Source organism: Collinsella sp. TM04-29, from assembly GCF_003466565.1.
Classification (GTDB): domain Bacteria; phylum Actinomycetota; class Coriobacteriia; order Coriobacteriales; family Coriobacteriaceae; genus Collinsella.
In genome coordinates, this window is sequence record NZ_QSPW01000001.1 from 610,369 (window position 1) to 635,993 (window position 25,625).

26 protein-coding genes are annotated in these 25,625 nt (G+C 59.3%); 13 read left to right on the plus strand and 13 right to left on the minus strand.

Annotation, left to right across the window (positions count from 1 at the left end; genetic code table 11):
• Positions 1-17: 17 nt before the first annotated feature.
• Positions 18-266: a DUF6061 family protein gene (locus DXD39_RS02735; RefSeq protein ID WP_033121501.1), complete on the minus strand. Its 249-nt coding sequence runs from the start codon at positions 264-266 to the stop codon at positions 18-20.
• 158 nt (positions 267-424) lie between these two features.
• Here DXD39_RS02735 and DXD39_RS02740 point away from each other — a divergent pair, with 158 nt between their 5' ends.
• The 3 genes from DXD39_RS02740 (at position 425) to DXD39_RS10400 (ending at position 1,357) form a co-directional block, all read left to right on the plus strand.
• On the plus strand, positions 425-772 hold the full coding sequence (locus DXD39_RS02740; RefSeq protein WP_117803041.1) for a hypothetical protein: 348 nt from the start codon (positions 425-427) through the stop codon (positions 770-772).
• Between the two features lie 116 nt (positions 773-888).
• Positions 889-1,260, plus strand: a complete 372-nt coding sequence (locus tag DXD39_RS10220) for a hypothetical protein (RefSeq protein WP_147348094.1) — start codon at positions 889-891, stop codon at positions 1,258-1,260.
• On the plus strand, positions 1,187-1,357 hold the full coding sequence (locus tag DXD39_RS10400) for an SHOCT domain-containing protein (RefSeq protein WP_117735942.1): 171 nt from the start codon (positions 1,187-1,189) through the stop codon (positions 1,355-1,357). The genes DXD39_RS10220 and DXD39_RS10400 overlap by 74 nt, the downstream gene beginning before the upstream one ends.
• Before the next feature lie 513 nt (positions 1,358-1,870).
• On the opposite strand, the gene DXD39_RS02750 is transcribed toward DXD39_RS10400, so the two are convergent.
• The 4 genes from DXD39_RS02750 to DXD39_RS10405 form a co-directional block, all read right to left on the minus strand.
• Positions 1,871-2,092, minus strand: coding sequence for a hypothetical protein (locus DXD39_RS02750; protein ID WP_055250924.1), 222 nt, complete (start codon positions 2,090-2,092; stop codon positions 1,871-1,873).
• A 32-nt stretch (positions 2,093-2,124) separates the two neighbouring features.
• Positions 2,125-2,913, minus strand: coding sequence for an ADP-ribosylglycohydrolase family protein (locus tag DXD39_RS02755; RefSeq protein ID WP_117803042.1), 789 nt, complete (start codon positions 2,911-2,913; stop codon positions 2,125-2,127).
• 143 nt (positions 2,914-3,056) lie between these two features.
• A complete protein-coding gene (locus DXD39_RS02760; RefSeq protein ID WP_117803043.1) occupies positions 3,057-3,509 on the minus strand; it encodes a helix-turn-helix domain-containing protein in 453 nt (150 codons plus the stop codon).
• A 45-nt stretch (positions 3,510-3,554) separates the two neighbouring features.
• Complete coding sequence (locus tag DXD39_RS10405; RefSeq protein ID WP_084591772.1) at positions 3,555-3,725, minus strand: type II toxin-antitoxin system HicA family toxin; 171 nt, start codon at positions 3,723-3,725, stop codon at positions 3,555-3,557.
• 243 nt (positions 3,726-3,968) lie between these two features.
• Here DXD39_RS10405 and DXD39_RS02770 point away from each other — a divergent pair, with 243 nt between their 5' ends.
• Positions 3,969-4,238, plus strand: coding sequence for a hypothetical protein (locus DXD39_RS02770; RefSeq protein WP_117803044.1), 270 nt, complete (start codon positions 3,969-3,971; stop codon positions 4,236-4,238).
• 94 nt (positions 4,239-4,332) lie between these two features.
• Here the strand turns inward: DXD39_RS02770 and DXD39_RS02775 are convergent, their stop codons facing one another.
• Positions 4,333-4,923, minus strand: coding sequence for a hypothetical protein (locus DXD39_RS02775; protein WP_117803045.1), 591 nt, complete (start codon positions 4,921-4,923; stop codon positions 4,333-4,335).
• Between the two features lie 243 nt (positions 4,924-5,166).
• A complete protein-coding gene (locus DXD39_RS02780; RefSeq protein ID WP_147347870.1) occupies positions 5,167-5,766 on the minus strand; it encodes a hypothetical protein in 600 nt (199 codons plus the stop codon).
• Positions 5,767-6,143: 377 nt separating this feature from the next.
• Here DXD39_RS02780 and DXD39_RS02785 point away from each other — a divergent pair, with 377 nt between their 5' ends.
• From DXD39_RS02785 to DXD39_RS02815, 7 genes are all read left to right on the plus strand, one after another.
• Positions 6,144-6,776 carry a cyclodeaminase/cyclohydrolase family protein gene (locus DXD39_RS02785; RefSeq protein WP_158565407.1) on the plus strand — a complete coding sequence of 211 codons (633 nt, stop codon included), beginning with the start codon at positions 6,144-6,146 and terminating at the stop codon, positions 6,774-6,776.
• A 2-nt stretch (positions 6,777-6,778) separates the two neighbouring features.
• Positions 6,779-7,633, plus strand: coding sequence for a bifunctional 5,10-methylenetetrahydrofolate dehydrogenase/5,10-methenyltetrahydrofolate cyclohydrolase (locus DXD39_RS02790; protein ID WP_117803048.1), 855 nt, complete (start codon positions 6,779-6,781; stop codon positions 7,631-7,633).
• Between the two features lie 99 nt (positions 7,634-7,732).
• The gene (locus DXD39_RS02795; RefSeq protein ID WP_117803049.1) at positions 7,733-9,256 is read left to right on the plus strand and encodes a C69 family dipeptidase; all 1,524 of its coding nucleotides are present in this window, start codon (positions 7,733-7,735) and stop codon (positions 9,254-9,256) included.
• 99 nt (positions 9,257-9,355) lie between these two features.
• Entirely contained in the window at positions 9,356-9,772 is a 417-nt protein-coding gene (locus DXD39_RS02800; protein ID WP_117803050.1) for a hypothetical protein, read from the plus strand.
• 8 nt (positions 9,773-9,780) lie between these two features.
• Positions 9,781-11,544: an AarF/ABC1/UbiB kinase family protein gene (locus tag DXD39_RS02805; RefSeq protein WP_117734461.1), complete on the plus strand. Its 1,764-nt coding sequence runs from the start codon at positions 9,781-9,783 to the stop codon at positions 11,542-11,544.
• 432 nt (positions 11,545-11,976) lie between these two features.
• Complete coding sequence (locus DXD39_RS02810) at positions 11,977-15,399, plus strand: DUF4430 domain-containing protein (RefSeq protein ID WP_158565409.1); 3,423 nt, start codon at positions 11,977-11,979, stop codon at positions 15,397-15,399.
• Between the two features lie 9 nt (positions 15,400-15,408).
• Entirely contained in the window at positions 15,409-16,317 is a 909-nt protein-coding gene (locus DXD39_RS02815; RefSeq protein ID WP_233541086.1) for a DUF4430 domain-containing protein, read from the plus strand.
• A gap of 159 nt (positions 16,318-16,476) precedes the next feature.
• On the opposite strand, the gene DXD39_RS02820 is transcribed toward DXD39_RS02815, so the two are convergent.
• The 3 genes from DXD39_RS02820 to DXD39_RS02830 form a co-directional block, all read right to left on the minus strand.
• On the minus strand, positions 16,477-16,884 hold the full coding sequence (locus DXD39_RS02820; protein WP_022095123.1) for a GtrA family protein: 408 nt from the start codon (positions 16,882-16,884) through the stop codon (positions 16,477-16,479).
• Positions 16,885-17,103: 219 nt separating this feature from the next.
• Positions 17,104-17,499, minus strand: coding sequence for a GtrA family protein (locus DXD39_RS02825; protein ID WP_117786421.1), 396 nt, complete (start codon positions 17,497-17,499; stop codon positions 17,104-17,106).
• A gap of 78 nt (positions 17,500-17,577) precedes the next feature.
• Entirely contained in the window at positions 17,578-19,494 is a 1,917-nt protein-coding gene (locus DXD39_RS02830) for a fructose-1,6-bisphosphatase (RefSeq protein WP_117803052.1), read from the minus strand.
• Between the two features lie 320 nt (positions 19,495-19,814).
• On the opposite strand from DXD39_RS02830, the gene DXD39_RS02835 reads away from it, so the two are divergent.
• Entirely contained in the window at positions 19,815-20,705 is an 891-nt protein-coding gene (locus DXD39_RS02835) for a DegV family protein (RefSeq protein ID WP_117803053.1), read from the plus strand.
• 107 nt (positions 20,706-20,812) lie between these two features.
• On the opposite strand, the gene DXD39_RS02840 is transcribed toward DXD39_RS02835, so the two are convergent.
• Entirely contained in the window at positions 20,813-21,904 is a 1,092-nt protein-coding gene (locus DXD39_RS02840) for a hypothetical protein (RefSeq protein ID WP_117803054.1), read from the minus strand.
• Positions 21,905-22,095: 191 nt separating this feature from the next.
• Between DXD39_RS02840 and DXD39_RS10120 the strand changes: the two genes are divergently transcribed.
• Positions 22,096-22,266 carry a hypothetical protein gene (locus tag DXD39_RS10120; protein ID WP_158565411.1) on the plus strand — a complete coding sequence of 57 codons (171 nt, stop codon included), beginning with the start codon at positions 22,096-22,098 and terminating at the stop codon, positions 22,264-22,266.
• A 24-nt stretch (positions 22,267-22,290) separates the two neighbouring features.
• On the opposite strand, the gene DXD39_RS02845 is transcribed toward DXD39_RS10120, so the two are convergent.
• Positions 22,291-23,394, minus strand: a complete 1,104-nt coding sequence (locus DXD39_RS02845; protein WP_117803055.1) for an RsmB/NOP family class I SAM-dependent RNA methyltransferase — start codon at positions 23,392-23,394, stop codon at positions 22,291-22,293.
• A 59-nt stretch (positions 23,395-23,453) separates the two neighbouring features.
• Positions 23,454-25,604: a methionine--tRNA ligase gene (locus DXD39_RS02850; protein ID WP_117803056.1), complete on the minus strand. Its 2,151-nt coding sequence runs from the start codon at positions 25,602-25,604 to the stop codon at positions 23,454-23,456.
• Positions 25,605-25,625: the final 21 nt, after the last annotated feature.

Here is a 25,625-nt window from a genome sequence, read left to right on the forward strand (position 1 = left end):
CTGCGGGCAGCGTGTTGTCAGCTATCCCAAGGCTTGTATTCTGTTACAGTTTTCAAATAGGTTTCGGGATCGCCGTTCAAGATAAGGTCTGCATACTCCAAAGGAGCGTTGTAGATCAAATAATCCAGCTCTGACCGCTGATACATATTGTCAGCAATCTCGTTCTCAACGACGATAGTGTCAATCGCAATCATACTGCCGTCGCTGAATTTCACTTCCACACAGCAATTATCCATATTGTAGGCACAAGATATTAAGGTTTTCATGGTATGTCCTCCATAATTCGTAATATAAAGCGAAAATCCCGTCTGACTTCCTGTTAGAAATCAGACGGGATTTGTCCGTATGCACCCCGGAAACCGTCAGCTAACAGTTGATAAGTAAATTAGTTCCTTATCACTGTTAAGCCAAGGACGGCCTGGTTATGGTGCCGGTCTACTTTGTCGATCGTCCCGCGTCGGATGGACGTAATGGCGAGCAGGTGCGCATTGCCGTGAACGGCCAGACGAGCCGCGCGGCGGCGGTGGTGTTTAGCGACAAGTGCGAGACGCATATTGTGGCGCCGCTCAATCCGAGCCTGCATCTGTCCGGCGAAAGCACCGTTCACGCCACGCCCGTCGAGGTCAAATACATCAAATCGCCATTCCTGTACCAAATTGTGCGCCGTGGAGGCGACGAGCAGCCACGTCAGGTGGCAGCGGCTGCCGAGGGTTCCTACCGAGAAGAAAAACCCAAGCGCAAGGGATTGTTCGCTGCGATCTTTGGGAAGTAGGGAAGCGGAGCCGGGGCGTCGGGCTGCATCGCAAGGTCATGAGACGAATTTAAGACTGCTGGGAACGTGCTACCATTGCCGATAGCCTTAATCTTGTAAGAAGCGGAGGCCAGATTATGGGTTTTGCGGATCAGCAGCTTCAGCTTCAGGTACCGTATTCTCCTGACGACACGTTTAATGCCTTGAAGGCAGCTATGGAAAAGCTGCCTAAAGTAAAAGTTGATAGTGCATCGCCCGCAACAAGAACAGTTGCAGCCGAGATTGGTATGAGCCTTTGGTCTTGGGGCGAAAATATCGGTATTTCGGTTGTTCCAGTTGAAGGCGGATCTGGCGTTACTGTCAAGTCGTCATCTAAGGTCAGGGCAAACGTATTAAACGGGGGCAAAAATGCAAAGAATATTGCCGAGATAGTCGATGCCCTATCGAAGGAGCTTGAGCGGTATCCGCAGGTTTCACAGACTATTGAGACGCTGGCGGATAGTGGTTGATGTAGTTGCAAGGCTTGAGAGGCTTGCAGCACTGCGTGAGAGTGGAGTACTTACCGAGGAAGAGTTTGCTGCAGAAAAGGCAAAAATCCTTTCGTAATCAGACACGATGGTTGGATTTGCATTCTATTATTGAACTTGTTTATACCAGGCTGAAAACATCGTGTGTAATAAAGGTGCGTAGTAGCCTCGTCTTGATTGGCGGATGTAAATAAACGGTGGAACGGCTGTAAAAGAGCCTTGCCACTGGGTAAAATCAGGATGTGCCGCGGAACCCGCTCCTCAGTCGGTCAACTTTGGAAGCGCGGGCAACGCAGGTACTATCGTCTAAAGGGCCGGGTGCGACCGGCCCTTTGCATGACTCCCTTCGCTATCCGTTACTGCTTATATTCCCGCCAGATCGAGTAGAGGTTCCGGACGATGCCGGTTACATACATCGAGAGGCGCAGGATTTCAAGAAACAAGTTCATAGGCTTCACCCCAATCGGAGATCGGAGCGTTGCCCGCAGGCGGATTCCGCGGCAGTCGTAATTCTACCTCACAGGCCGCGGCGGGAGACATCCTACCCGCCCCATGGCTTGGAGCAGTGTCGATCTAACGGGCAATCAAGCCTCTAGTTCTCTTTGAATTGAGCAAGCATCTGCCCGAAGAAGCTTAGTTCGGATGGCTCATAAATGATCGAACCGCCGTCCGCGGTCCTGTAGACCCCGCAGGGGAGGTAACGCCCGTCGGGGAGGACATAGAGGCTGGCTTCCTCCTTCAGTCCTACTGGAAATAGCGGAATCCCGTTTTCGTCCACTTGGAACTCGTCTATATTTGCGATCTTCCTCTCCATGATGCCTCCTGCCTTATTTCTTGAATGGCGCCTTAAAACAGGCAGCTCTCAATCAGCTCTTTGCCGCGCAGAGTGCCGATCCACTCCTGTGGGATGGCTTTGAGACCGTATGCCGTGCCGGCGAGGGCGCCGGCGACGGCTGCGGTGGTGTCGGTGTCGTCGCCTAGGTTGACGGCGGCAAGCACGCAATCTTCGTAGCTGTTAGTGTTGACGAAACACCAGGTGGCTGCCTTAAGCGTGTCGCGCACGAAGCCACCCGACCTGATCTCCTGCTCAGGCACGCCTTTCAGATGGAGCGCCCACGAGGGGAGCACGTCGTTCATCACATCCCTCATCAGCTCGACAAATATGATGCATGCGTCGGTCGACGTTCTGTGGGCGTGCGTAATCGCGGAGACCTTGCTGACCTCTTCGTCTGTCGCATCGGTGAACGCCAGGGGAGCGATGCGCATGAGCGATCCGTTGCCGTTGTCGCGCTCGCCGGAGCCTCCTTTGCCGGTGCGCAGGGCGCGGGCGGTCGTACCGCCGTAATCGAAAACGCCGTCGATCGTATACTCGCCACGGGCAATCCAGCTTACGAACTTGTCGCGCATGTCCGCGGTGTCGATGTGCCCGAGCTCCCTAATCGAGTCGCAGGTAGCAAGCGTCATAGATGTGTCGTCGCTCCAGGTGCCGGCGGGCTGCCCATGCGTGCCGTAGCCGATCATGTCCGTGCATTCGAACATGCCGCGTGGCCTGAACTCGTAGGGAACGCCCAGCGCGTCGCCGACGGCAAGCCCATAGATGCAGTCGCGCAGTGTCGTTTTCGGTCTGTCTGTCATGGGAAACACCTCTTGTACTTTGGATTGAGGATGCGCGGCTACCTGCGGTAATGTGTCCAGCCCAATTCGGGACGCAGTGAGTCCCGAATTGGGAGAGCTTTTCAGCTAATCTGACAAATGAAAAAACCAGCAACGCTATTGATTTATACAGCAATAGGGACCTCTTTTGGGCGTCCTGCCTTCGGTGCGTCGGCGAGTCGTGCCTCGATGGAAGCTTTGGACACCATGCGCTTGGTGCCATCCTTCCATGAATCCAACAGTCCTGCATTTATCAGTTGCGATACCCGTGCTGAGCTAACACCGAGCATACGCGCGGCATCCGCTGCAGTGACGGCGGGGATGTCGCCGAGTTCGCGACTGACGGCCACGGCGATAATCTTGCCACCGTGCTGCGGCTCGTGGCCAAAGTCCGGCGCAGGCAGGTCGACGCCGCCCATTAGGTGGTCATCGACCATGCATGCGAGAAAATCAGCGGCGCTTTCGACAGCGTCGTTTAGGTCGGATCCGAACGTTCCACCTCCGCCCAGCGAGCCACATGGCACAGCGTCGACAACGCCGTCCGAATCAAAGAACTCGAATTCCCATACGTAAACCATGTAAGACCTCCTTTAAAAAGTGATGCGAAATGTGATGAGGATGAGCTATCGAAGCCCTGCCTGCCTTAGGATTCTTTTGGCAATTTGATCCTCGATCTCTCGGTGGCGTTTTACGAGCACGAGCTTGTCGCCTTTGACGAACTTCTCGTGATTAGTGCCTCCTTTCGAGATGAAGCCGGCTTCTTCGAGGATACGGATCAATTCGCGTCTCTGCATCTCAGCCTCTTTCAATAACTATATATTAGCACTTCCTAAGGGTTTTAGGCTTAAATCTTAGCTATTGCTAATCCTTTGTTTTGCGGCGCCATCCTTGGATAACGGCTTATAAACCTTGTCGTATTAGTCTATTTGCTCGTGCGGACACGATTTTGGTGCTCTGCGCACGACTGCGAAAAGGGTTTGCGGTGGCTAAAATGTGACCCTAAGACAGTTTTAGCGAACCCCACGGGAGCGACGGGCATGGACAACAACACTTTGCTATTCCAGGACAAAGGTTCGGGCAGGTTTAAAGACGTCAAGATCAACCCTAACCGTATCGAGGTGCTCAAGAAGGGAACGTTTGGCGGCAAGCACACCGAGATCGTCTACCTTAAGGACATCACGGGGGTCAACAGGGTCAAGGGCCGCGACGTTTTCCTGCGCAGCAGGTTGTTGACTGCTTGTGTCTTTAGCCTCAGCAGTCACGCGAGGGCGCAGGAATTCGTCAACGTGCTCAATATGGTGATGTGACCGGGCGCTTTCGAACACAAAAAACCGGGATGCAAGGAGTCGCACCTTGCATCCCGGCTGAGCTAAAACGGCGCTGCTGCATGCCGTTGGAGCTTTAGCGCTTAATCTCGATATCGTCGAGCTTGACGTCCATGGCCTCGGTCTTTGCCTTGGCGATATCATCGGCAAACTCCAGAGACTTCATCATGGTCTCGACGGCGTCCTTGTGCTCCTCGACGTTGTCGATGCTCACGTAGACGCTGCCGCCGCCTGCTTCGGTGAAGTACTCGGTCGTCACGCCGCCCGAGTGTGTATAGGAAGCGTTGCGCCATGTCTTGCCGTTGTACTTGACGGGGTCATTTTCGGTCCACTCAAAGTTGGCCTTCCATTTGGCCTCGTAGTCGAACAGCTCGTCGGCGTTCTTGTCAGAGTCGAAGACAGGGATGAAGCGGTCGCTGGCGTGCTCGCTCTCGGTGAACTTAAACTGGGCCCTGTCGGCGGTGTCGCCTGCGACGTCGGTGATCTCGACGCCCTCGGGGACCTCGACCTTAAACCAAATGAAGTCGGTCCTCATATCCACGGCTGGCTTTTCTGCTCCGCCGCCACCACCACTGCCGGTAGCGCCGCTGCCACCGCAGCCCACCAGGGCAACTGCGGCAAAGAGACTCATGCAGAGGGTGAGAATCGCAAAGGCCTTCTTTTTCATGGTCGTGTCCTCCTCGATCTGTAACCGCCCATGGATTACCTGTCTTTACTGTACGCGCGAGCGGCTCGCTAGGGTGGGCCATGTGTCCCATTCTGGGGGCCGGATTTGCGCCGATAAGTGGCAATATATCCGGGCGTAAGGGAGGGTAGGGTCGATGCTGTCGACCCTACCCGGGGGCTGGGTGCCCGTTGTTTTAATGGGGCGCATGTGCACGGGTGCGCGTAGGCGCGTGCAGGTGTCCCGTTACTTGATCTCGATGCTCGAAATCTCGACTTCGCGTGCCTCGGAAACTGCCTCTGCCATGTCATCGGGGAACTCGATGGAGTTGAGGAGCGCCTCGGCTTCTTTCTTGTGCTGGTCGAAGTTCGAGATGAGGACGTAGACGCTTCCCGGCTCAACGTCGGTAAAGAGGAGGGTTGTGATGCCACTGTTGTCCTCGTACGTTCCGACGAGCCACGTCCTGCCGTTATACTCGACGGACCCGCCATCCTTCCACTGGAACGTATCCCCCTTCTTTTCCGCCTGGTCGGCGTGGGATTCCTCGGCAGTCAGCGCTTTTTTCCAAACGGGGATAAAACGATCGGCCGAGGCGTTCTCGTCTTCGGGGAAGGTGAGCTGGACCCTGTCGGCATTCTTGCCGGCGGAGTCGCTTACGCCGACGCCCTCGGGCATCTCGACCTTAAACCAGATAAAGTCGGTCTTCTTGGCGACGGGGACCTTTTCCTTGCTCTCGCTCTTGGAGGCGCTGCCGCCGCCCGATGCGCTCCCGCCGCAGCCGACAAGGGCAAACACGGCAAAGAGGGCGATGCAAAGGGAAAGGATCGATAGGGTCTTTTTCTTCATGGTGGCGTCCTCCTTGTCTGCCAGGGACATCGTGTGCCGCGGATCGCTGGGGCGGCGGTTACGCATGCACATGATGCCTTTGTTTGCTGTGCGGTTATTCCTCCATTCGTCGTCCGGTGTCGTGGCGAGCGTTGCCCCAACATAGGGCTCCTTACCTATATGTATGCCCCAGTTGCCGCTGCCCGGGAGTCTCGAAACGTGGGCCATGTGTCCCATGTTTGTGTCGCTGCCGCCTATCGTGTGCCATAGAAATCCGCGATGGCCAGGTGCGCTGACGCCCATGTGCTTATGGGCTAGACTTAGCACCATTATGTGATCGATGCGGTCGGTCGGCGGTTGCCGCTCGACCGATGTATATGACTTGAAGGTGCATGTGTATGAGCCAAGAGATGATGGACAAGACCTGCCGCGGGTTTGCCGAGGCGCTTGCCGCGCGCGAGCCGGTGCCCGGCGGCGGCAGCGCGAGCGCCTTTGTGGGTGCGCTGGGCGCCTCGCTGTGCGGGATGGTCGCGCGCTACGGCGCGACCAACCCCGCGCTTGCCGATCGCGTGGACGATTTGGAGCGTGCGTTTTCCCAGGCGGACGAGTTATCGCAGGAACTTGTTGGTTTGGTTGCCGAGGATGTTCGTGCGTACGGCCAGGTGTCTGCGGCATACGGTATTCCGCGCGATGATCCGGCTCGACCCGCGGCGATTCAAGATGCGTTGCACGTGGCGGCCATGCCTCCGTATCGAATCATGGATGCCTGCGGGCGCGCGCTGGCGCTGCTCGAGGACATGGCCGATAAGGGCTCGCGCCAGCTGCTGTCCGATGTGGCATGCGGCGCTGTGTTCTGCCGTTCCGCTATGCAGGGCGCGAGCTTGACGCTCTTTGCGAACACCACGTCTATGAAGGATCGCGCTCGTGCTGAGGAGCTCGAGACGGCGTGTGATGAGTTGCTCGACATGTGGTTGCCGCGCGCCGATGCGCTGGCGCGCCGCGCCGCCGACGCCGCAAGGAAGAGGGGATAGCCATGGCTGAACTGCTGAAGGGTGCCCCCGTTGCTCGCGCTTTGACTGAGGAACTTGCTGCTCGCTGCGTGGCTTTGCGCGAGCGCGGCGTTGTGCCGACGCTGGCTATCGTGCGCGTGGGTGAACGCGAGGACGACCTATCCTACGAGCGCGGTGCGCTCAAGCGCTGCGAAAAGGTTGGCATTGAGGCTCGCCGCGTTTTGCTTCCCGCCGATGTTTCGCAGGACGAGCTGTTGGCGGCCATCGAGGACATCAATTCCGACCCCGCTGTTCATGGCTGCCTGATGTTCCGCCCGCTGCCCGCCGGCCTTGACGAGGACGCGGTTGCCGCGGCACTCGATCCTGCCAAGGATGTTGACTCCATGACGCCGGCCTCGCTGCTTACCACGCTTTCGGGGCGAGGCGAGGGCTTTGCTCCTTGCACAGCCGAGGCCGTGCTGGCGTTGCTGGACCATTACGGCGTTGAGCTGGATGGGGCCAAGGTCGCGGTCGTTGGTCGGTCGCTGGTGATCGGTCGTCCCGTTGCCGCCATGCTTACGGCTCGCAATGCGACCGTGACGACGTGCCATACGCATACGCGCGACCTTGCTGCCGAGTGCCGTGCTGCCGACATTGTGGTTGCCGCCGTTGGACGCGCGCGTACGATTGGCGTGGATGCGGTTCGCGAGGGCCAGACGATCATCGATGTTGGCATTAATTGGGACGAGGCCGCTGGCAAGCTGGTCGGGGACGTCGATTTTGATGCTGCGGAGCCGGTTGTTAACGCCATCACGCCCGTGCCGGGCGGCGTGGGCGCTGTGACGACGGCGATCCTCGCCAAACACGTGATCGAGGCGGCCGAGCGCGCATCGAAATAGGTTTTTGACCACAAGGGCTGCCGAGGCCGTGGTTTCGCCCTTTTTGCGCCGAAGCGATACACTGTTGCCGTTTGATTTCTTCGCTCAAGGAGGATGCGCATGCCGTGCACAACGATTTTGGTTGGTAAGAACGCGAGCTACGACGGGTCGACGCTGGCCGCCCGCAATGAGGACTCGTCCAACGGGGTGTTTGAGCCCAAGCGCATGCGCGTGGTACATCCCGACGAGCAGCCGCGTGTCTACACGAGTGTCCTGAGCCACCTGACCGTTGAGCTGCCCGATAACCCCATGCGCTACACAAGCGTCCCCGACGTTGTCCCGGGTCATGGCATTTGGGCCGAGGCCGGCTTCAACGAGCTCAATGTTGGCATGTCCGCAACCGAGACGCTCACCACCAACGAGCGCGTTCGCGGCGCCGATCCGCTCGTCGACTACGTGCCCGCCAAGGGCAACGAGGGCGAGGACGGCTATGTTCCGGCGCGGCCTGGCGGTCTGGGTGAGGAGGACATGGTGACCCTGGTGCTGCCGTACGCCAAGTCTGCCCGCGACGGCGTGCGCATTCTGGGTGACCTGCTCGAGCGTTATGGCACCTACGAGAACAACGGCATCGCCTTTAGCGACGTGGACGAGATCTGGTGGCTCGAGACCATCGGCGGTCACCACTGGATCGCCAAGCGCGTGCCTGACGACGCCTATGTGACCATGCCCAACCAGCTGGGTATCGACAGCTTTGACCTGGATGACGCCGAGGGCGCCCAGGCCGATCACATGTGCTCCGCCGACCTGCGCGCTTGGATGGCCGAGTGGCATCTGGACCTGACGCTGGGCGTCGAGGGCGACGGTCCGGCCGCGGTCTTCAACCCGCGCGAGGCCTTTGGCTCGCACAGCGACAGCGACCACGTCTACAACACGCCGCGCGCCTGGTATATGCAGCGCTGCCTTAACCCCAGCGATGTGTGGGACGGTCCCGAGGCCGACTACACGCCCGAGAGCGACGATATTCCCTGGAGCCGCGTGCCCGAGCGCAAGGTGACCATCGAGGACATCAAGTACGTACTCTCGAGCCACTACCAGGGCACGGAGTACGACTGCTACGGCAGCAAGGGCACGCCCGCCACGCGTGGCGCCTATCGCCCCATCGGCATCAACCGCAACAGCCAGCTCGCTGTGCTGCAGCTGCGCCCCTATGCGCATCCGGCCTACCGCGCCGTGCAGTGGATGGCCTTTGGCTCCAACTCGTTTAACGCGCTGGTTCCGCTGTACGCCAACGTCGAGACCATGCCCGAGTACTTTGCCGACACGCAGGCTCGCGTGACGTCCGAAAACTTCTACTGGGCCAACCGCCTGATCGGCGCGCTGGCCGACGTCCGCTTCCATGAGTGCGGCCGCGCAGTCGAGGATTATCAGGAGAAGGTCGGCGGCATGGGCCACAAGCAGATTCATGACGTCGACGCTGCCGTAGCCGTTCTGCCCGAGGCCGAGGTGCCTGCCGAGCTTGCACGCGCCAACGAGGAGTTTGCCGAGCTCGTGCGCGTGGAGACCGATGCCCTGTTGGGCAAGGTGCTCTACACCACGAGCTGCGCCATGAAGAACTCTTTCGCGATGAACGACAACGTGAGATAGGGATTTCCCGTCGATCGAATAGCGCTTAAACGCTTTGTCGCTTTCACTCAATCTTGGGTACAAGAACGCCAATGCAGTTGTTTGTGATTGGAGACAACCATGGTTATGAAACTCGATCAGCTTGTTAACGGCGCCATCAACGTGGGCTTCGGCGCCGCCGCCGTTGCCGTCGAGGGCAGCAAGAAGGTTCTCGACGACCTTAACACCAAGGGCGAGCAGGTGCGCAAGGACGCAGGCGCCCCCGGTATCGCCCGCAGTGTGTCCGACATGTTCGAACAGGCCGGCGGTACCATCTCCGATCTGACCGAGCGCTTGGGCATGCAGGGCGAGACCGCGGCCCAGCGCGTGCTCGACGAGCTCATCCTTGCCCGCGTCCGCGTTATGACCGCTCCCGAGCGCACGGCCTTCCTGGCCCATGTGCGCGACATCGTCGATTCGGTCGAGGACAACGTGACCTCGGTGCCCGTCGAGTCCGTTGAGCCCGACGATGCGAAGGATACCGAAGAGGTCGAGTAGCAGCGCAGATGGCAGATTCCACCACCGATTACAACAATCTAGATCCCTTGGGTGACGAGGCGGCGGTTGTCGATGAGGTCGACGCCGCCGTCTCGGGCGCTCGCAAGAAGCCGCGCGCTGTCGATATGGTCCCCGAGGAGCCCGAGGCGATGGCGCCGGATGAGGAATACCAGCTCACGCCGGCGGGTCGCCGCGAGCGCATCGGGCAGATTGTTCGCCTGGTCAAAAAGTACCGCGTGTGGGATAACCTCACGCCGGTTCGTTTGCGCCGCCTGCTCGAGGAACTCGGCCCCATGTTCGTCAAGATGGGGCAGATTCTGGCCAACCGGTCCGAGATTCTGCCGCAACGCTTTTGCGACGAGCTGCGTCGTCTGCGCTCCGACGTGGAGCCTGTGCCGTACGAGGTCGTACTCAGTTGTCTGGAAGAAGAATACGGCCTGCGCCTGGGGGAGATGTTCGATGCGATCGACCCCAATCCGCTCGGTAGCGCGTCGCTCGCGCAAGTGCACCGCGCTCGTCTGGTGACGGGCGAGGACGTGGCCGTCAAGGTGCAGCGCCCCGGTGCGCAGCAGGTTATGGCGCAGGACATCGATATCATCCGCTCGGTGGTGCGTATCGTTTCCAAGTTCGTCAACACCGATCAATTCGTTGACCTGCACGGTGTAGTCGAGGAGTTGTGGACCTCATTTCGCGAGGAGACCAACTTTTTGGCCGAGGCCAAAAACCTCAACGACTTCTACGAGTTCCATAAGAGCGTCCATGGCGTGACGTGCCCTAAATCCTATCTGGACCTGTGCACCGAGCACGTGGTGGTCATGGATTACGTCGACGGCATTTCGATCGCCGATCCTGAACGCTTGGTGGCCGAGGGCTATGACTTGGAAAAGATCGGTGCCGCAATCGTCGAGGACTACTCGACGCAGGTGCTCGATGACGGCTTTTTCCATGCGGACCCGCATGCGGGAAACATCATTCTCAAGGACGGCATCGTTTACTTTATCGACTTGGGCATGGTCGGACGCATGTCGAGCCACGATCGCGGTATCGTCAAGGACATGATTTTCGCCGTGGCCGAGGGTGACGTGCCCAAGCTCAAGGATTCGCTCATGCGCTTCGCCGTGACGCGTGGCGACTCGGCCGAGCTCGATCATTCGGCCTTTTTGTCCGATTTGGACTTTATCGTCGCAGACTTTGCGGGCCTTGACCTGAAGGATCTGGATATCGGCGAGTTTTTGACCTCGCTGCTAAACCTGGCGCGCAAAAACGATGTTGAGCTGCCGAGCGTGGTAACGATGTTCGCGCGCGGCATGGTGACGCTCGAGGGTTTGCTGACCGAGTATATGCCCAACGTCAACATGATCCAGATCATCCAGACGCACATCAAAAACGAAAAAAGCACCTATGCGCGCGTGCGTGATATGGGACGCGATCTGGCCGCGAGCAGCTATCGCGCGGCAAAAGGCTCGCTCGAGGCGGCCGAGTATTTGGGCTTGGCTTCGCGTATGCTCACGCGCGGCCAGCTTAAGGTGAACACGCAGATCATGAGCAGCGATAAGGCGCTGCGACAGCTGGGCGGAATTATCGACCGCATGTCGATGGCTATCGTGATCGCCGGTCTGTTTATCGGTTCGTCGGTGGTGTACTACGCACGCATCGAGCCGGTTGTGTTTGGTATCCCGGTCATTGGCTTTATGGGCTACGTGAGCGCGCTGGTGCTGGCGCTTATGCTGGGCCGCAATATCTGGCTCAACAGTCACGGCGGCAAGCACTAGAGGCCGCGACCGTCACCGCATTTTCCTATCGCAAACAATAGCTTTTACCTTGGGCTTCGCCTGCGTGCGAGGCTCTTTTGCGTGATACCATTTTGACGGTAATAATCGATGGCCTAGATGGTGGTGCGGAGACGCATGAATGCGCGGTTTACCTGCGCGTTTGGGAGAATTGGGGTGCAAGTCCCCGGCTGTACCAGTAACCGTAATTCCTCTTGGCTCGGGATGTTCGCGTCGCAGATCGGACGACGTGCCCGAGTCGTTAAGGTTAAGTCGGATCGCCTCCCATCTTGCATGCGGCTGCGGCGTATTTCGCCGGTGTGCATAGGGCTCTGGAGGGAAGGGGGACCCCGATGGGGGAACTCGAACGCAACATGCGCGATGACGTGGGGCAGCCTCAAGGCAACGCTCCGAGTACAGACAATGGGGGGACAAATGGATATGTTTGAGGACGAGCGCGAGCGCGCCTCGTTGCATCGCCGTGGCGCGATTGCACGCGGTGTAGCCAAGCGCTGCCTGGTGGCATTCCTGGCCTTCGCGATGGCCTTTGGCACCACACCGGCTCAGCTGTGGGCCGAGGGCGCCGAGGGCATTGCCGAGGCTGTGGCTCAGGCTACGACGCCGAGTGAGGGCACGGGTGCCGCGGACGGTGCTGCCGACGGTGTCGTTTCTGAAACCGGCTCTAACGCGAGCGATGCGTCGGTTAACGATGGCGCTTCGGCGAATGTCGCAGATAGCAACGGCGTAGCGTCGGACGATTCTGCCGCAGTCGAGGCTCCTACTGCTTCGCCGGATTCATCCGAACAGAACGTCAAAAGTGTTGTAGCCGCTTCCGATGAGGCTGAATCTCAACCTACCGAAGCCGCAAGCCAAGAGGTCGCGGCCACGTGCTCCGTCGTCGGCACCGACGCCAAGGGCGCCCAGCAGACCTGGGCCGCCGCGCAGCAGATCGCTCTGAAGGAGGGCTCGACCGCGGCCGACCTCTCCGAGCAGCTCTTCAGGCAGGCCGGCCTCAAGGCCGACTACGACCCCAACGGCTCCTGGGGCTGGGCGCTCAACTCGATCACGTCGCCCTTCGACGCGGGCCGCACGCTCGCCTACGACCCGGCGACCGGCGCGTACTGGCAGCTGTTCGTCAACGGCAGCGCCTCCGCGGTCGGCGCCGGCGGCTACACGCTCAAGGACGGCGACTCTGTTGTCTGGTGCTACTCGAAGTACGGTGACCCCGCGCCCGCCAATCAGATTTCCGTTAGCTGCACCGTTGTCGGCCAGGACGCCTCGGGCGCTCAGCAGACATGGGCGCAGCCCACGACAGCTTTGGTGGAAGAGGGCGCGACCGCTGCTGATCTTTCCGAGCAGGCCTTTAAAAAGGCCGGCATTGGCGCCAAAACGGGGAAAGGCACGTACGGCTGGTATCTCGAGTCGCTGACTTCACCGTTCAACAAGACCGTGACGCTTTCGAGCGAGAAAGTTAACGAAAACACTTGGAAATTCTGGCAGTTCTTCGTTAACGGTCGGGCGGCCAATGTCGGCGCGGGCAATTACACACTCAAGGCCGGGGACAAGGTTACCTGGGTCTATGGCTTTGATGGAACCATGCCCGGCCAGGTTTCCGTTTCAATGGAGATCATCGGTAAGAAGGATGAGAAGGCGCAGCGCTGGACCGATCCTTCGACGCAGGTGTTTGTCGAGGGCACGACGATCAAGGACGCTTCCGCTGCCTACTTCGATGCCATTGGCATTGAGTCCAAGATGTACGACCAATTTGGTTATTGGGGTGTTCATAGTCTTGTCTCCCCGCTTGATGGCACCGAGCTGTCGGGTGCATGGTCGTTCTTTGTCAACGGCGTTCCCGGGCCTCAGCTCGATAGCGATTACGTGCTCAAGTCGGGCGACAAAATCGTCTGGGCTTACGCCCCTGGCGACACCGTTCCTAATCCCGATGAAGTCGTAATCGATCCGAGCGCTTCGCGCCCGACCGATTGGAAAGCCGACTGGAGTGGCAATTCCAATGCGGTGGTCAAGAACGTGTCCACGCCTACGGGCGCGCTGGCAAGCTCTTGGACGTTCGATTGGAGGGCCTACTCGGGTGCCGCGTATCCCAATGCGAGCGAGCCTATTGTCGTGAACGGCAACGTTTACCTTGCCGTGAACAAGCGTTTGCTTAAGATCGACGCCGAGTCGGGCAAGGTGCTTGCCGAGTCGAACCTTCAGACTGCGATTGGCTACACCACGCGTCCGATTTATACGAAAGGCTTGGTCATCGTCCCGCTCGACGGCGGTGCGGTCCAGGCTCTGACGGCCGATACGCTGACGACGGTTTGGGTCACTGACTCTGTGAGCAAATCTGCCCAGTCAAATTCCCAGTTGACGGTCGATGGCAACTATCTCTACGTTGGCACCGTTGATGTCGACTATGGAACGAGTACGTACAATAACGGTCATCTGACGCGTATTAATATACTGACCGGCGCTGTTTCTTGGCAGCATGTTAATGCTGATGAGGGCTACTACTGGACGAGCGCTACAGTGGGCGACGGCTATATTCTGGTTCCGACGAGTGCAGGTACCGTTGAGATGCTGAGCAAGTCGACGGGTGATGTGCTCGGCAGCGTTTCGGTTGGTGCCATCGTCAACTCCGGCTGTGTACTGTCCAAAGACGGCAAGCATGCCTATGTGATCTCGCGTGACGGCAAGCTCCACGTGCTGGCACTGTCGGACGCAAACGCAAGGGCCTCTTCGCGCATTTCCGAAGAACGCGTCATCGATCTTGGTCTTACGGGTTGTGCCTGCATGCCCACGCTGTATGGCAATAAGCTGATTGTCGGTGGCGAGGTTTCTGGCGGTTCGGCGCTGGCGATTGTCGACCTTGATAATGACTTTGCTACGACGTTGGTTTCGTCTGCCGATGGCTCCGTGCTTCCTGCCGGTGGCATTAAGGGCGCACCGCTCGTGAGTGTCCAGGCGGATGACACGTACGTTTATTTCACTGTCAACTATGGTGCGACTTCCGACTATGTGAACTACACCTCGGGCGGTGGCGTGTATCGCTACAAGATGGGTGACGCACAGGCGACCGGTGCGTTTAGCGCGGCGGGACACAACAATTACTGTGACTCGCCGATTGCCTGCGATGCCAAGGGTAACCTCTACTACATCAACGATTCCGGCACGCTTTTCAAGCTGAGTGGTGGCGTTAAGGTCTCGTTTGAGACTGGCGAGGGTTCTAAGGTCGACTTCCAGACTACGGCCGATGGCAAGCTGGTCAAGCCGGCCGATCCGACGCGCGATGGCTACACTTTCGGCGGTTGGTTCACCGATGAGGCTTGCACGCAGGCGTATGACTTCAGTACGCCGGTGACGGCCGATCTGACGCTGTATGCCAAGTGGACCAAGAATGCCGTTAACCCTGGCGGCAATGGCGGTTCTGGCACTAATGGTGGCAACGGTGGCGCTGGCAACGGTTCCGGTGCTGGCACGGGCACGGGTTCCGGCTCCGGCACGAAGGGCCAGCAGGCCGGCGGCGCTATCGCCCCGGGTCATAAGCCGACGACCAAGACGACGGTGTCGACCAAGACCGAGACCAAGGACAACAAGTCCGACAAGAAGGACACCGATAAGTCCGATAAGAAGGACGAGAAGAAGTCTGACAAGAAGTCTGACAAGAAGGACAACAAGTCCGACAAGAAGTCCGATTCCAAGTCCGATACGGGTGCTGCTTCCACGACCACTGCTAAGAAGTCCTCTAGTGCCTCCGAGCAGGAGACTGGCACCAACCCGCTCGCCATCGTTGGCATCGCCGCTGGCGTCATCGGTCTCGCCATCGTCGGTGTGTTCGTGTTCACCAAACGTCGGTAGGTGAGGGCTGTGTCCAATAAATCCAAGGACGCTGACCCCAAGCAACCAGATTCCTCGTTTATCCAGCTTGACGATGCAAAGCAAAAGGGCGCCGCTTCGGCGGCGTCCGCCCCTCGCTGCAAGGCGCTCCTCGGCGTTCTGACTGCCGCGTGCACCATTCTGATCGTCGTCTCGCTGGGTTTCGTCCATCCTTCCACAAGCGGTGCCTGGTCCATCGACTGGATCATTCAGACCGTGACGGGGGAGAGCGTCGTCGCGAAGGACGCCAAGGGGTCTGACTCGACTACGACTTCGGGCGAGGCCAGTTCCAAGGATTCCAAGTCATCGAATGACGCAAAAGATGAGTCCAAGCATTCTGATGAGTCCAAGTCCAAGGATGATTCCGAGTCTTCAAACAAGGAATCGGACAAGAACTCGGATAACAAGAAGTCCGAGGACCAGGACGGCAAGAAGTCTGGAGATAAATCCGCTGCCCAGAATAGGGGAGCCGGCGATACTTCCAATGCGTCTGGCGGTGCTTCTTCGGGCGGTGGCCAGTCGTCTGATGGAGCCTCCAGCTCTAATGGCGGCAGCGCTCCCTCGGGCGGACAGGGCGGTTCGCAGGAGTCCAGCTACGTAACGGTGACGGTTTCGGTCACATCGAGCGCTGTGGGCAATCCTGTGTCTTCTGGTGGCACCTTTACCTTTAACGAAGGCGCTAGCGTCTACGATGCCCTGTGCGCGTTGGGCCTTTCTGTCAACGCACACGGCTCATCGTTCGGCACGTATGTCTCCGCGATTGGTGGTTTGGCCGAGAAACAGTACGGCGGCACGAGCGGCTGGATGTACTCCGTCAACGGCACAACGCCTATGACGGCCTGCAGCAACTACGTTCTCTCCAACGGCGACAACGTGGTCTGGTATTACGTTACAGGCTAGAGGCCTCGACATAGCGCGCCAGACGGGCGGTTCGGACAAACATCCGGGCCGCCCGTTTTTCATGCGAATGGGATTGGGTTGCCGGGTCTCTCGGCAAACAAAAAACCGGTTGGAATGGGAATTCCAACCGGTTATACATTCAAGCAAATAGTGAATCGACTACGACCGTGCGCCCTCGAGGAAGAAGCGGCGGCTAAAGTAGTTGTACCAGGTGACCAAGAACGTGGCGATGGCTTTCATGGCCTGGTAGCCGATGCTCAAAAACGTGACGCCCACAAACATATACAGATCGTTGAGGCCCAAGCCAATCACCGACAGGATGGTGAAGATCGTGAACTCGCGCTTGCGGCTCATGCCCTCGCGATGGTCGAACACGTACTTCATGCTGAGCCAGTAGTTGACCACGACGGACGTGATGAACGAAACCGTGGTGCTCATCAAAAAGTCGAGGTGAAACAGCTCGACGAGCGCAATGAGCATACCCCAGTCGATGCCAAAGGAGATAAGACCCACGACAGCGAACTTGAGGAACTGCTTGGTATGAGGTTGTGCCAGTGCCTTGCGCACGTAATCACATCCAATGCGTTGATGAATCGAGCAGAGGATACTTTAGAGCTTTTGCAAGGGAAACGTAAGGTCTTTGCCAAGAACTATACGAACTCGCCAAATTATCAAGTGCTAATCCGCAAACGTTGAAAATTTGCCCGTAAACGAGCGGCACCCACGGACGATACTGCGCTGAGCGCGCGTCGTCCATGGGCGCCGTAATGCTGCAGGGGTGTCGAGCTATTTGGTCTCGTCGCCCTCCAGGAAGATCTTTCGGGTCACAAAGTTGTAGACCATGACAAGCGCGGTGGCGCAAATCTTGGCGATATTGGCTTCGAGCCCCAGGCCGGCGTTGAGCGCCAGCACGATACCGTCGTTGAGCACCAAACCGATCACGGACAGCACGACAAAGATAATGAACTCGCGGCGGCGGCTCATGCCCTCCTTGTGCGCAAACACGTACTTCATGCTGGCGACGTAGTTAAAGATGAGAGAGATGATAAAGCCGCTGGTGTTGGCGATTAGGATGTTGAGGCCCAGTCCGTAGTGGAGCAGATTCATAATGCCAAAGTCGATAACCGTGGCAATGACACCGACGACGCCAAACTTCATGATCTGCGCGAGGAGCTTTTGCATGGTACCTGCCTTAAGGTGGCGCCGAAGCGCCGCGGGGATGACAAACTCAGCAAGTTTAGCCAATCCCCGCGGGTGGTGCTAGGCGCGCTCCTCGATAGCACCGTTTCTATATGCATCGAGCAGTTGACGCAGGTCCTGGATTTGGCTGCGGATCTTGGCGCCAGTATCGGTGTCGCTCACCATGCGGCGACGGTCTGCTTGGTCAAAGCGGTTAGTCTCGCTCTCGATGTCGACATTGCGGGTAAGCGCCTCGGCAACCGTGGTAAAGGCTTGGTGCGACTTAAGGCGGCATCCGCGCGAACTCGAGATAAGTGTGTAGCCGGCGATGCCCGTTTTGGGGTGGTAGGCGCGGCAGAAACCGCCATCGATGACCAGCAGCTTGCCGTTGGCGCGGATGGGCTGCTCGCCCTTGGTGGTCTTGACGGGCGTATGGCCGTTGATGATGTGGCCCGTCGGCGAGCAGGCCATGGCAGCGACGTTGAACTCGCGCATGATATCGTCGCAAACGGACGAGGACGTGGTGAGCGTGTAGTACGGGTCCATCGGCTCGACCCACGTGCTCTTGTCGGCGATGTAGGCGCGCTCAAAGGTGCGTACCACGCGTCCGCTGGCAGGTGAGTTAAAGCCAATCCACAGGTACCACATCCAGTCGAGGGCGTCTCGGTCGCCCACGCGCCAGGCACGGCGTGCAATGTAATCGCAAAAGTCGAAGTAATCGCGGCCAGCGTGCCAGGTGCCCAGGCAGTTCATGCTGCTAAAGGTACCATCCTCGTTGAGCGGCACGCAGCCATGGAACAGCAGATTGCCGTTGGCGACCTTATACATCGAGCCGTGGGTGTAGAGGAAATCGATATGGCGATGCAGGTGGTCGGCGGTGACAAACTCGGACACGAGCTTGTCGATGATGTGTTGCTCCTGGAGCGTGAGCATGTAGGGGTCCGTCGGGTCGACGGTGGGGAAGTCGCTGGTCGTGAGCGGCCACACGCTGCCGTCGGCAAGCGTGACTGTGCCGGCGTCGTGATCGATTTTGTCGAGCAGCAGGCGGTTAGTCATGTCGAACTCGGGGTGGCGCTGGATAATCTGGCCCTCGAGCTTAAAGAGCAGGACGTTGATGGCTTTAATCAGCGGGCTGATGGACTCACCGGCGGTGTAGGTGGCATCGGCAAAGGCGACAAGCTCGCGCAGCGAGATGCCATAGTCGTTCTCGAGGATCTCGTAATTGTCGTAGCGCAGGTTGTTGCGCAGCACCGTGGCGATGCAGGCAGGCTCACCGGCCGCAGCGCCCATCCACAGTAGGTCGTGGTTACCCCACTGAATGTCGAGCGAATGGTAGGTGAGCAGGCGGTCCATAATCTTGGCAGCGCCGCCGCCACGGTCGAAGATATCGCCCACCAGGTGCAGGTGGTCGACGGCCAGGCGCTTGATGAGCGAGGCGAGCGACTCGATAAAGTCGTCGGCGCTTGCGGTCTCTAGGATGGACCCAACGATGCGCTCGTGATAGCGCACGCGATAGTTGTTCTCGTCCGGATGCGTGTGCAGCAACTCGTCGATGATGTAGGCGTAATCGCGCGGGATGGCCTTACGCACCTTGGAGCGCGTATAGCGGCTCGAAAGCGAGCGGGCAACCACAATGAGTTGGTCGAGCATGGTCTTGTACCAGGTGGGCGAGTCCTCGCGCTTGCTGCGGACCAGCTCGATCTTCTCGCGCGGGTAGTAGATGAGCGTGCACAGCTCGCCCTTTTCGTCAAAGGAAAGCGTGTCGCCAAAAATCTCGTCGACATGTTCGCGCACGACGCCCGAGCAGTTGTTGAGGATGTGCATAAAGGCTTCGTACTCGCCATGCACGTCGCTCATAAAATGCTCGGTGCCTTTGGGCAGGTTGAGAATGGCCGAGAGATTGATAATCTCGGTAAACGCGGATTGCTCGGTGGGAAATTGTCTCGACAACAGACGCAGATATTTAAAGTCTTGCGGATTGCGATCGAATGCGACCATGAAACACCTTCCGATATGGATGGTAAAACTGATAAAACAGCGTCAAGCGTTTACCAGTATGCGCCGGCTTTGTTTCGATTTTGCGCCGGCGGCTGAATTGTCGGCTGAACGGTTTGGTAAATCGATTTAGTTGAGGTAGATATGGCGGTTGAGTGGAGACGAAGCGGGTGATTTTGCCCACGTTGGCCCATGGCGGGGATGAGGATGTTCATGATAAAGATAATCAATACAAATGGTTCGCATTGGTAAATAGTGGACATTTGTATTGTATTTAGGCTTGCTGTGCGATAATTTGCACAGCAATACTTAAGGAGCCTCATATGAGTGATTTTGTCCTGACCTGTGAATCCGCCGCCGATCGAACCCGTGAGTTCTTTGCGTCGCGCAATATCCCTGTCGTGTGTTTTCATTACGAGATCGACGATGTTGTCTATACGGACGATCTGTATCAGTCGATTACGCCGGACGAGTTTTTTGCCCAGATTGCCGCGGGCGCCATGCCCAAGACGTCTCAGGTGAGCGTGGGTGAGTACGAGGAGTTTTGGGAGCCGTTTGTTGCCGAGGGTAAAGACGTGCTGCACCTGACGTTGTCGTCGGGTATTTCGGGCACGTATGGATCGGCCTGCGTTGCGGCACAGATGCTCGCGGATCGCTATCCTCAGGGCGGCAAGGTGCGCGTCATCGATTCGTTGGCGGCGTCTTCGGGCTTTGGCCTGCTGGCGGAATGTGCCGCCGACGTTCGCGATGGCGGCGCTTCGCTCGACGAGACGGCCGCTTGGATTGAGGAGCATAAACTCAACCTTCACCACTGGTTCTTCTCGACCGATCTGTCGAGCTACCTACGAGGCGGTCGCATTTCGGCCGCAAGCGCGATCATCGGCACGGCGCTTAAGATTTGCCCACTTATGACGGTCGATTGCGAAGGTGGGCTGTCGCCACGTGAGAAGATTCGCACTAAGAAGCGCGCGATTTCCGAGATGGCTAAGACCATGATGGCACACGTGCAGGACGGTGCGGAATATTCGGGTAAGTGCATCATGTCGCACTCGGCGTGCCGCGAGGATGCGGAGGCAGTTGCGGCGCTGATTGAGGAACAGGTTCCGCAGCTTAAAGGCAAGATCGAGATCAATAACATCGGTACTCTGATCGGTTCGCACACCGGACCTGGTACGGTGGCGCTCTTCTTTATGGGCGACAAGCGCGTGGATTAGCGTTCGTGCGCTGACTGTCAGTTTTAACAGCTGCGCTTGTCACTCCTGACATTCGAAAACAGAAAAGGCCCGTCCCGTTGTTTGCGGGGCGGGCCTTGCTGTTGCGGTTAGCGTTTCTTTCCGCGGAAGAAGAAGCCGTGCAGCGAGGGCTTGAGTCCGCGGTTGGCGCGACGTTCCTCGATATGATCGTGGATCGAAGCGACGCGCTCGATGACCTCGTCGGGAATCGGCACGTCGGGATTCATATTCTCGACCTGGCTGACCTCGGCGGCGGCGACCTGGTCGATAATGGGCACATCGTCGCGCGAGATGACAGGCGTGGCGTCTTCCTTCATCTTGCGGTAGCGCTGCATCATGTCGGTCTGCAGCTGCTGGGCCGAAGGCGGCGTCCAAATGATGGCGTTGGCGCCGGCGGCGATGGTCTCACGGATGCTCTCGGGCGTCTTGCCGCCCGGTGCGATGAGCGGCAGGTTGGGATAGTGCTCGCGCAGCTCGCGCAGGACCTGGGGCGTGTTCTTGCCGGCCGCGATGTTGAGGATCTTGGCTCCGGCGCGCACTTTGGCGTGAGCATCGTCGTCGCAACGTACGACCGTGGCGATGACGGGGATGTCGGCGATGTTGGTGATGTGCTCGATCATTTCGGCAGTGGCAGGGGAGTTGACCACACAGCCCGCCGCGCCCTGCATCTCGGAGACGGCTGCCATCTGTACGGAGCGCTTACCGGTCGTAGTTCCGCCGCCCACGCCTACAAAGACCGGGCACTCGGCAACGGTCAACAGCGCCTGCGTAATGGCCGGCTGTGGCGTGAAGGGGTAAACGGCAAAGACGGCATCGGCGTTGGAGTTGCGGATGACCGCGACGTCGGTGGTGTAGATAAGCGACTTGATGCGACGACCGAAGAGCGTAAAGCCGCTGGCCTCCTCGATCTCATCGGGCATGCGGAGAGCCGCCTTGCGCAGACGCCCGTCGATGGGCAGCGGCTCCATGGGCAAAAGGCCGTTGGGAGTTACGGCCACCTGGGGCTCGGTAAATTCGTCTGCAAGTTCTACCTCGGAGAAGTCGACCGAGGCGACAATGTCCTCGTGAACCTCGGCGGGAACATCGATGGGGGCTTGGTCGTTTGCCGTGACTGATGTGTCGAAGGAGCTGGTGCCGACAAAGGCGTCGACGCGCTCGTTTAGGTCGTTGAGGGTATCCATGGAGGCTCGATTCTATGTGATGACGGCCGGCAGGGTGCCGGCAGCATTGTACTTGCTAAATCGTTTGACGAGTTGATTTTTCCCCGCCGTGCCATCCGTTAGACCGAAGGGCCGGCGAACGTGAAGGAGCTGTGGTGGCGGGTATTGAGGTGCTATCTTGAAAGTCCCGTTTAAAAGAGAGGTGACGCGGAATGGAATTCACAGCAATGTTGGGCTCGATTGGCCTATGCGTGGGCGCAATCGTTGCCGCCGCGGTCATCTATTTTGTGGTTACGGCCATTAAGGGCAAAAGAGCCGAGCGCAAGGAACGCGAGGCGCTTAAGCAGCACCGTGACCAGCAGGACAAGCGCGCACGGGAATAGCTTGTTGAGTTTTGAATCCGTGCGCTAGCCGCGTTTTCGGACCAGGGCGATGTAGAAGCCCTCAAAGTCGCGGCTGGGCGGGATGGTGAGCGTGCCGGGCATGCCGTTGGTGATGGCCGATACCTGACCCGCGGCGATTGCCTCGGTGAGAGCGTTGGACTCGATGCGCGGCTCCTCGCCGGCATCCTGGGCGCGGCGTGCTTCGCTTTTGCTCGGCGTGCCGTCGAGGGGGATGAGCTCGCAGTCCATGTGCTTGTCGAGGGCCTCTTGCAGGGCGTCCTCGTTTTCCTGCGGCAAGATCGAACAAGTCGAATAGACGAGCGTTCCGCCCGGTTTGAGGGCTCCCATGGCGCGGTCCAGAAGTGCTCGCTGCGAGCGGGCGCACTTGCCGAGCAACTGCTCGGTGAGGCCGCGCAGGCTCTTTTCGTTGCCGCTGATGACGGTGCCCGTGCCGGTGCAGGGAGCGTCGAGCAGGATGCGGTCAAAGCGGAAGAATTCGTCGAGCTCGCGTGCGTCGATGCGCATGACGGGCACGTTTTTGGCGCCCTGGCGGTGGAGGTTGGACTCAAGCTTTTCGGCGCGGGGAATGCTCATCTCGCAGGCCGTGAGGTGTGCCTGGCCCTGGGTGAGGGCGGCGATCTGCGTCGTCTTGCCACCGGGGGCTGCGCACATGTCCAGGATGTCCTCGCCTGCCTGGGCGCCCAGGACCAACGGCGGCATCATGGACGACAGGCTTTGCAAGTAGATTTTGCCGTCGCGGTAGATGTCGAGGTCCCATAGGTCGGAAACCTGGGCCTCGGGCAGGATGAAAGCGTCCGGGTACCATGCGACGGGGCGGTGGGCGATGCCGGCTGCGTCGAGTGCGGCGGCGATGTCCTCGGCGGTCGCCTTGAGCGTGTTGGCGCGCAGCGTGACCGGGCGCGTGGCAGCGGCACCGAAGCCCTCGATCATGAGCTGAGCATCGGCGGGTGCATAGGCGCCGGCGACCGTGTCGACCATAAAGCGCGGCAGGTCGGCGGCGGAGTGTTGGGCGGCAAGCTGGTCGGAAAGCTCGGTAGCGGCAAACTGCCTAAGCTTGAGCTCGGCCTTGACCTGCTTTTTCTGCTTACGACGACGCGGCTTGGACATCCGTCTTTCCTTCCCGTCCCAAATAGACTACTTTCCGGGCACGCCGCTGCTGGCGTGCTTTAGTACTGGCTCTCGTGCTTGCTGAAGAAGTCGAAGCGCGGGGGCAGCGGCTTCACGCGGTGCTCGCCGGGCTTCTCGCCCAGGCTCTCCACAAACTCGTCCGTGGAGGCAAAGATGTTATCCCAACTAAAGAAGGCGACCGGATCGACGTCGAAGTACTCGCAGATGAGCTCACAGCCGGCCGGGACAATGCCGTGCATGAGCACGGTCGCCACGCGCAGCTCGGTAAAGGCGTCGACCAGGGCCTGCTTCATGGCGGCGTTTGCCGGCTCGCCCTCGAGCTTGTTGGCGGCCTTGGAGGCGTCGCTCCAGCGCTTGTTGGCGGCACGCAGGTAGTCGTCGCACACGGCGAGCGCGCGGTGCGTCTCGAACTTGTACATGGCTTGCTCAAAGGCGAGAGCTGCCTGCTCGGCGGCTTCGACCACGGTGGCGGAGGCGGCGCCGGCGGGGATGCAGCCGTTGCGATAGGGGCTCTCGTCGCCCTCTTTGATGGCGACGCCGTAGAAGCAGCTGCGGGCCAGGCGGTTGAAGACGCCGGTCAAAAGGGCGCTCTCCTTAAGGGCCGGATCGATAACGCGCTTGTCGTCGCAGGCACGTACCTCGTTGCCGTCCTTGTCCTTGCCGGTCACACGCGTGTCGTATGCCTTGGGACTAAAGCTCACCGGCTTCTCGGATAGGCCGAGCGACAGCCAGTGCGCGCGCATCTGCTCGCAGGTGTAGTGGTTGAGCAGGTCGTCTGCCGGCGGGGGAGGCGTCTGCGAGGACGAGCTCGCCTTTTTGCCCATGTAGAGCAGATGATAGCAGGCGCTGACGGTGCTCTGCGTAAGGTCCCAACCCAGGGCCTCCCACATGGCGGTTTGCGCGATGCAGTAGAAATAGATGTTGTCCTGACCGATGAACTGATAGATCTGCGCGTCGTCCGAGCACCACCAGTCGCGCCAATCGAGCGAGCTGTGCTGGTAGGTGGGCGCGGGGACCTGCGTGGAATCGGCGGCGGGCTCGCCCATGAGGGCGGCGTCCTGGGCGGCGACGCCCTCGGTTACACCGGCGGCCTTGGCATCGCGTGCGAGCACGGTGCGCGTATAGCTGATGGGCGCCCACAGGCTCTCGGGCCAGCACCAGCAGGTGACGTCGGAGACGCCATCGACCTCGGGCACCGGAACGCCCCAGTCGATGTTGCCGGTGATGCGGAAGGGCACGAGCGCCTTGCCGCTGCGGAAGCGCACGCCGCCGTTGGCGAGCACCGCGTGGGCGTCGTCGCGCTCTTTCCAGCTGGGGAAGGTGACGGTAAAGCTGCTCTTGTTGCCCTCGGGCTCCAGCACGGTGTGCTCGGGGAGCTGGTCCTCGACGGCATCGAAGGCCTCGCGGAACTTGTTCTGGATGTAGAGCTGAGCCGGCAGCAGCCACTCCTCCATGGTCTTGGAGACCACGGAGCGAACCTGCGGGTTCTGGGCGAGCTTGGCGGTGTAGGTCTTCATAAAGTCGAGGTAGGCCGGCAGGTCGAAGTAGAGGTTGTCGACCGGGCGCAGCTCGGGCACCTCGCCGGTGAGCTGGCTCTTGGGTGCGATAAGCTCCTCGGGCTCAAACTGGTGACCCAGGTCGCACTCGTCGGCATAGGCTTTCTCGGACTTGCAGCCCTGGATGGGGCAGCGGCCGATCACCTGGCGGCCGTTGAGGAATGTGCCGGCCTTGGCGTCGTAGAACTGCAGCGTGGAGCGCTTGGAGATGGTGCCCTGCTCGTGCAGGCGCTCGATAATCTCGGCGGTAACCTCGTTGTGAATCTGCGCAGCCGGCTCAAGGCCCGAGCCGCCGTAGATATCGCAGCTGATGTTGTAGTTGTTGAGGGTCGCGGCCTGGCGGGAGTGGTTGGACTCGACGTACTCGCTAATGGACTTGTCGTAGCCCTCGTTCTCCTTGAGCTTGCGGTAGCTCTCCATGATGGGCGAGCCGTAGCAGTCGGTGCCCGAGGTGAAGATGACGTTCTCGCGGCCCAGACGGTCGCGCAGGAAGCGGGCGAAGAAGTCGGCCGGGACAAAGACGCCACCAACGTGGCCAAAGTGAAGGCCCTTGTTGCCGTAGGGCTCGCCGGCGGTAACGATGGCGCGGCGAGGCCAGCTGGGACGGTCGTTCATGGAGTATTTGGATGCCATGGGACTCCTTCGCATATGGTG

What these genes read in the sequence shown, in the direction of transcription:
- DXD39_RS02735 (WP_033121501.1), bottom strand. Translation starts at nt 266, where the DNA reads ATGAAAACCTTAATATCTTGTGCCTACAATATGGATAATTGCTGTGTG.
- DXD39_RS02740 (WP_117803041.1), top strand. Translation starts at nt 425, where the DNA reads ATGGTGCCGGTCTACTTTGTCGATCGTCCCGCGTCGGATGGACGTAAT.
- DXD39_RS10220 (WP_147348094.1), top strand. Translation starts at nt 889, where the DNA reads ATGGGTTTTGCGGATCAGCAGCTTCAGCTTCAGGTACCGTATTCTCCT.
- DXD39_RS10400 (WP_117735942.1), top strand. Translation starts at nt 1,187, where the DNA reads ATGCCCTATCGAAGGAGCTTGAGCGGTATCCGCAGGTTTCACAGACTA.
- DXD39_RS02750 (WP_055250924.1), bottom strand. Translation starts at nt 2,092, where the DNA reads ATGGAGAGGAAGATCGCAAATATAGACGAGTTCCAAGTGGACGAAAAC.
- DXD39_RS02755 (WP_117803042.1), bottom strand. Translation starts at nt 2,913, where the DNA reads ATGACAGACAGACCGAAAACGACACTGCGCGACTGCATCTATGGGCTT.
- DXD39_RS02760 (WP_117803043.1), bottom strand. Translation starts at nt 3,509, where the DNA reads ATGGTTTACGTATGGGAATTCGAGTTCTTTGATTCGGACGGCGTTGTC.
- DXD39_RS10405 (WP_084591772.1), bottom strand. Translation starts at nt 3,725, where the DNA reads ATGCAGAGACGCGAATTGATCCGTATCCTCGAAGAAGCCGGCTTCATC.
- DXD39_RS02770 (WP_117803044.1), top strand. Translation starts at nt 3,969, where the DNA reads ATGGACAACAACACTTTGCTATTCCAGGACAAAGGTTCGGGCAGGTTT.
- DXD39_RS02775 (WP_117803045.1), bottom strand. Translation starts at nt 4,923, where the DNA reads ATGAAAAAGAAGGCCTTTGCGATTCTCACCCTCTGCATGAGTCTCTTT.
- DXD39_RS02780 (WP_147347870.1), bottom strand. Translation starts at nt 5,766, where the DNA reads ATGAAGAAAAAGACCCTATCGATCCTTTCCCTTTGCATCGCCCTCTTT.
- DXD39_RS02785 (WP_158565407.1), top strand. Translation starts at nt 6,144, where the DNA reads ATGAGCCAAGAGATGATGGACAAGACCTGCCGCGGGTTTGCCGAGGCG.
- DXD39_RS02790 (WP_117803048.1), top strand. Translation starts at nt 6,779, where the DNA reads ATGGCTGAACTGCTGAAGGGTGCCCCCGTTGCTCGCGCTTTGACTGAG.
- DXD39_RS02795 (WP_117803049.1), top strand. Translation starts at nt 7,733, where the DNA reads ATGCCGTGCACAACGATTTTGGTTGGTAAGAACGCGAGCTACGACGGG.
- DXD39_RS02800 (WP_117803050.1), top strand. Translation starts at nt 9,356, where the DNA reads ATGGTTATGAAACTCGATCAGCTTGTTAACGGCGCCATCAACGTGGGC.
- DXD39_RS02805 (WP_117734461.1), top strand. Translation starts at nt 9,781, where the DNA reads ATGGCAGATTCCACCACCGATTACAACAATCTAGATCCCTTGGGTGAC.
- DXD39_RS02810 (WP_158565409.1), top strand. Translation starts at nt 11,977, where the DNA reads ATGGATATGTTTGAGGACGAGCGCGAGCGCGCCTCGTTGCATCGCCGT.
- DXD39_RS02825 (WP_117786421.1), bottom strand. Translation starts at nt 17,499, where the DNA reads ATGCAAAAGCTCCTCGCGCAGATCATGAAGTTTGGCGTCGTCGGTGTC.
- DXD39_RS02830 (WP_117803052.1), bottom strand. Translation starts at nt 19,494, where the DNA reads ATGGTCGCATTCGATCGCAATCCGCAAGACTTTAAATATCTGCGTCTG.
- DXD39_RS02835 (WP_117803053.1), top strand. Translation starts at nt 19,815, where the DNA reads ATGAGTGATTTTGTCCTGACCTGTGAATCCGCCGCCGATCGAACCCGT.
- DXD39_RS02840 (WP_117803054.1), bottom strand. Translation starts at nt 21,904, where the DNA reads ATGGATACCCTCAACGACCTAAACGAGCGCGTCGACGCCTTTGTCGGC.
- DXD39_RS10120 (WP_158565411.1), top strand. Translation starts at nt 22,096, where the DNA reads ATGGAATTCACAGCAATGTTGGGCTCGATTGGCCTATGCGTGGGCGCA.
- DXD39_RS02845 (WP_117803055.1), bottom strand. Translation starts at nt 23,394, where the DNA reads ATGTCCAAGCCGCGTCGTCGTAAGCAGAAAAAGCAGGTCAAGGCCGAG.
- DXD39_RS02850 (WP_117803056.1), bottom strand. Translation starts at nt 25,604, where the DNA reads ATGGCATCCAAATACTCCATGAACGACCGTCCCAGCTGGCCTCGCCGC.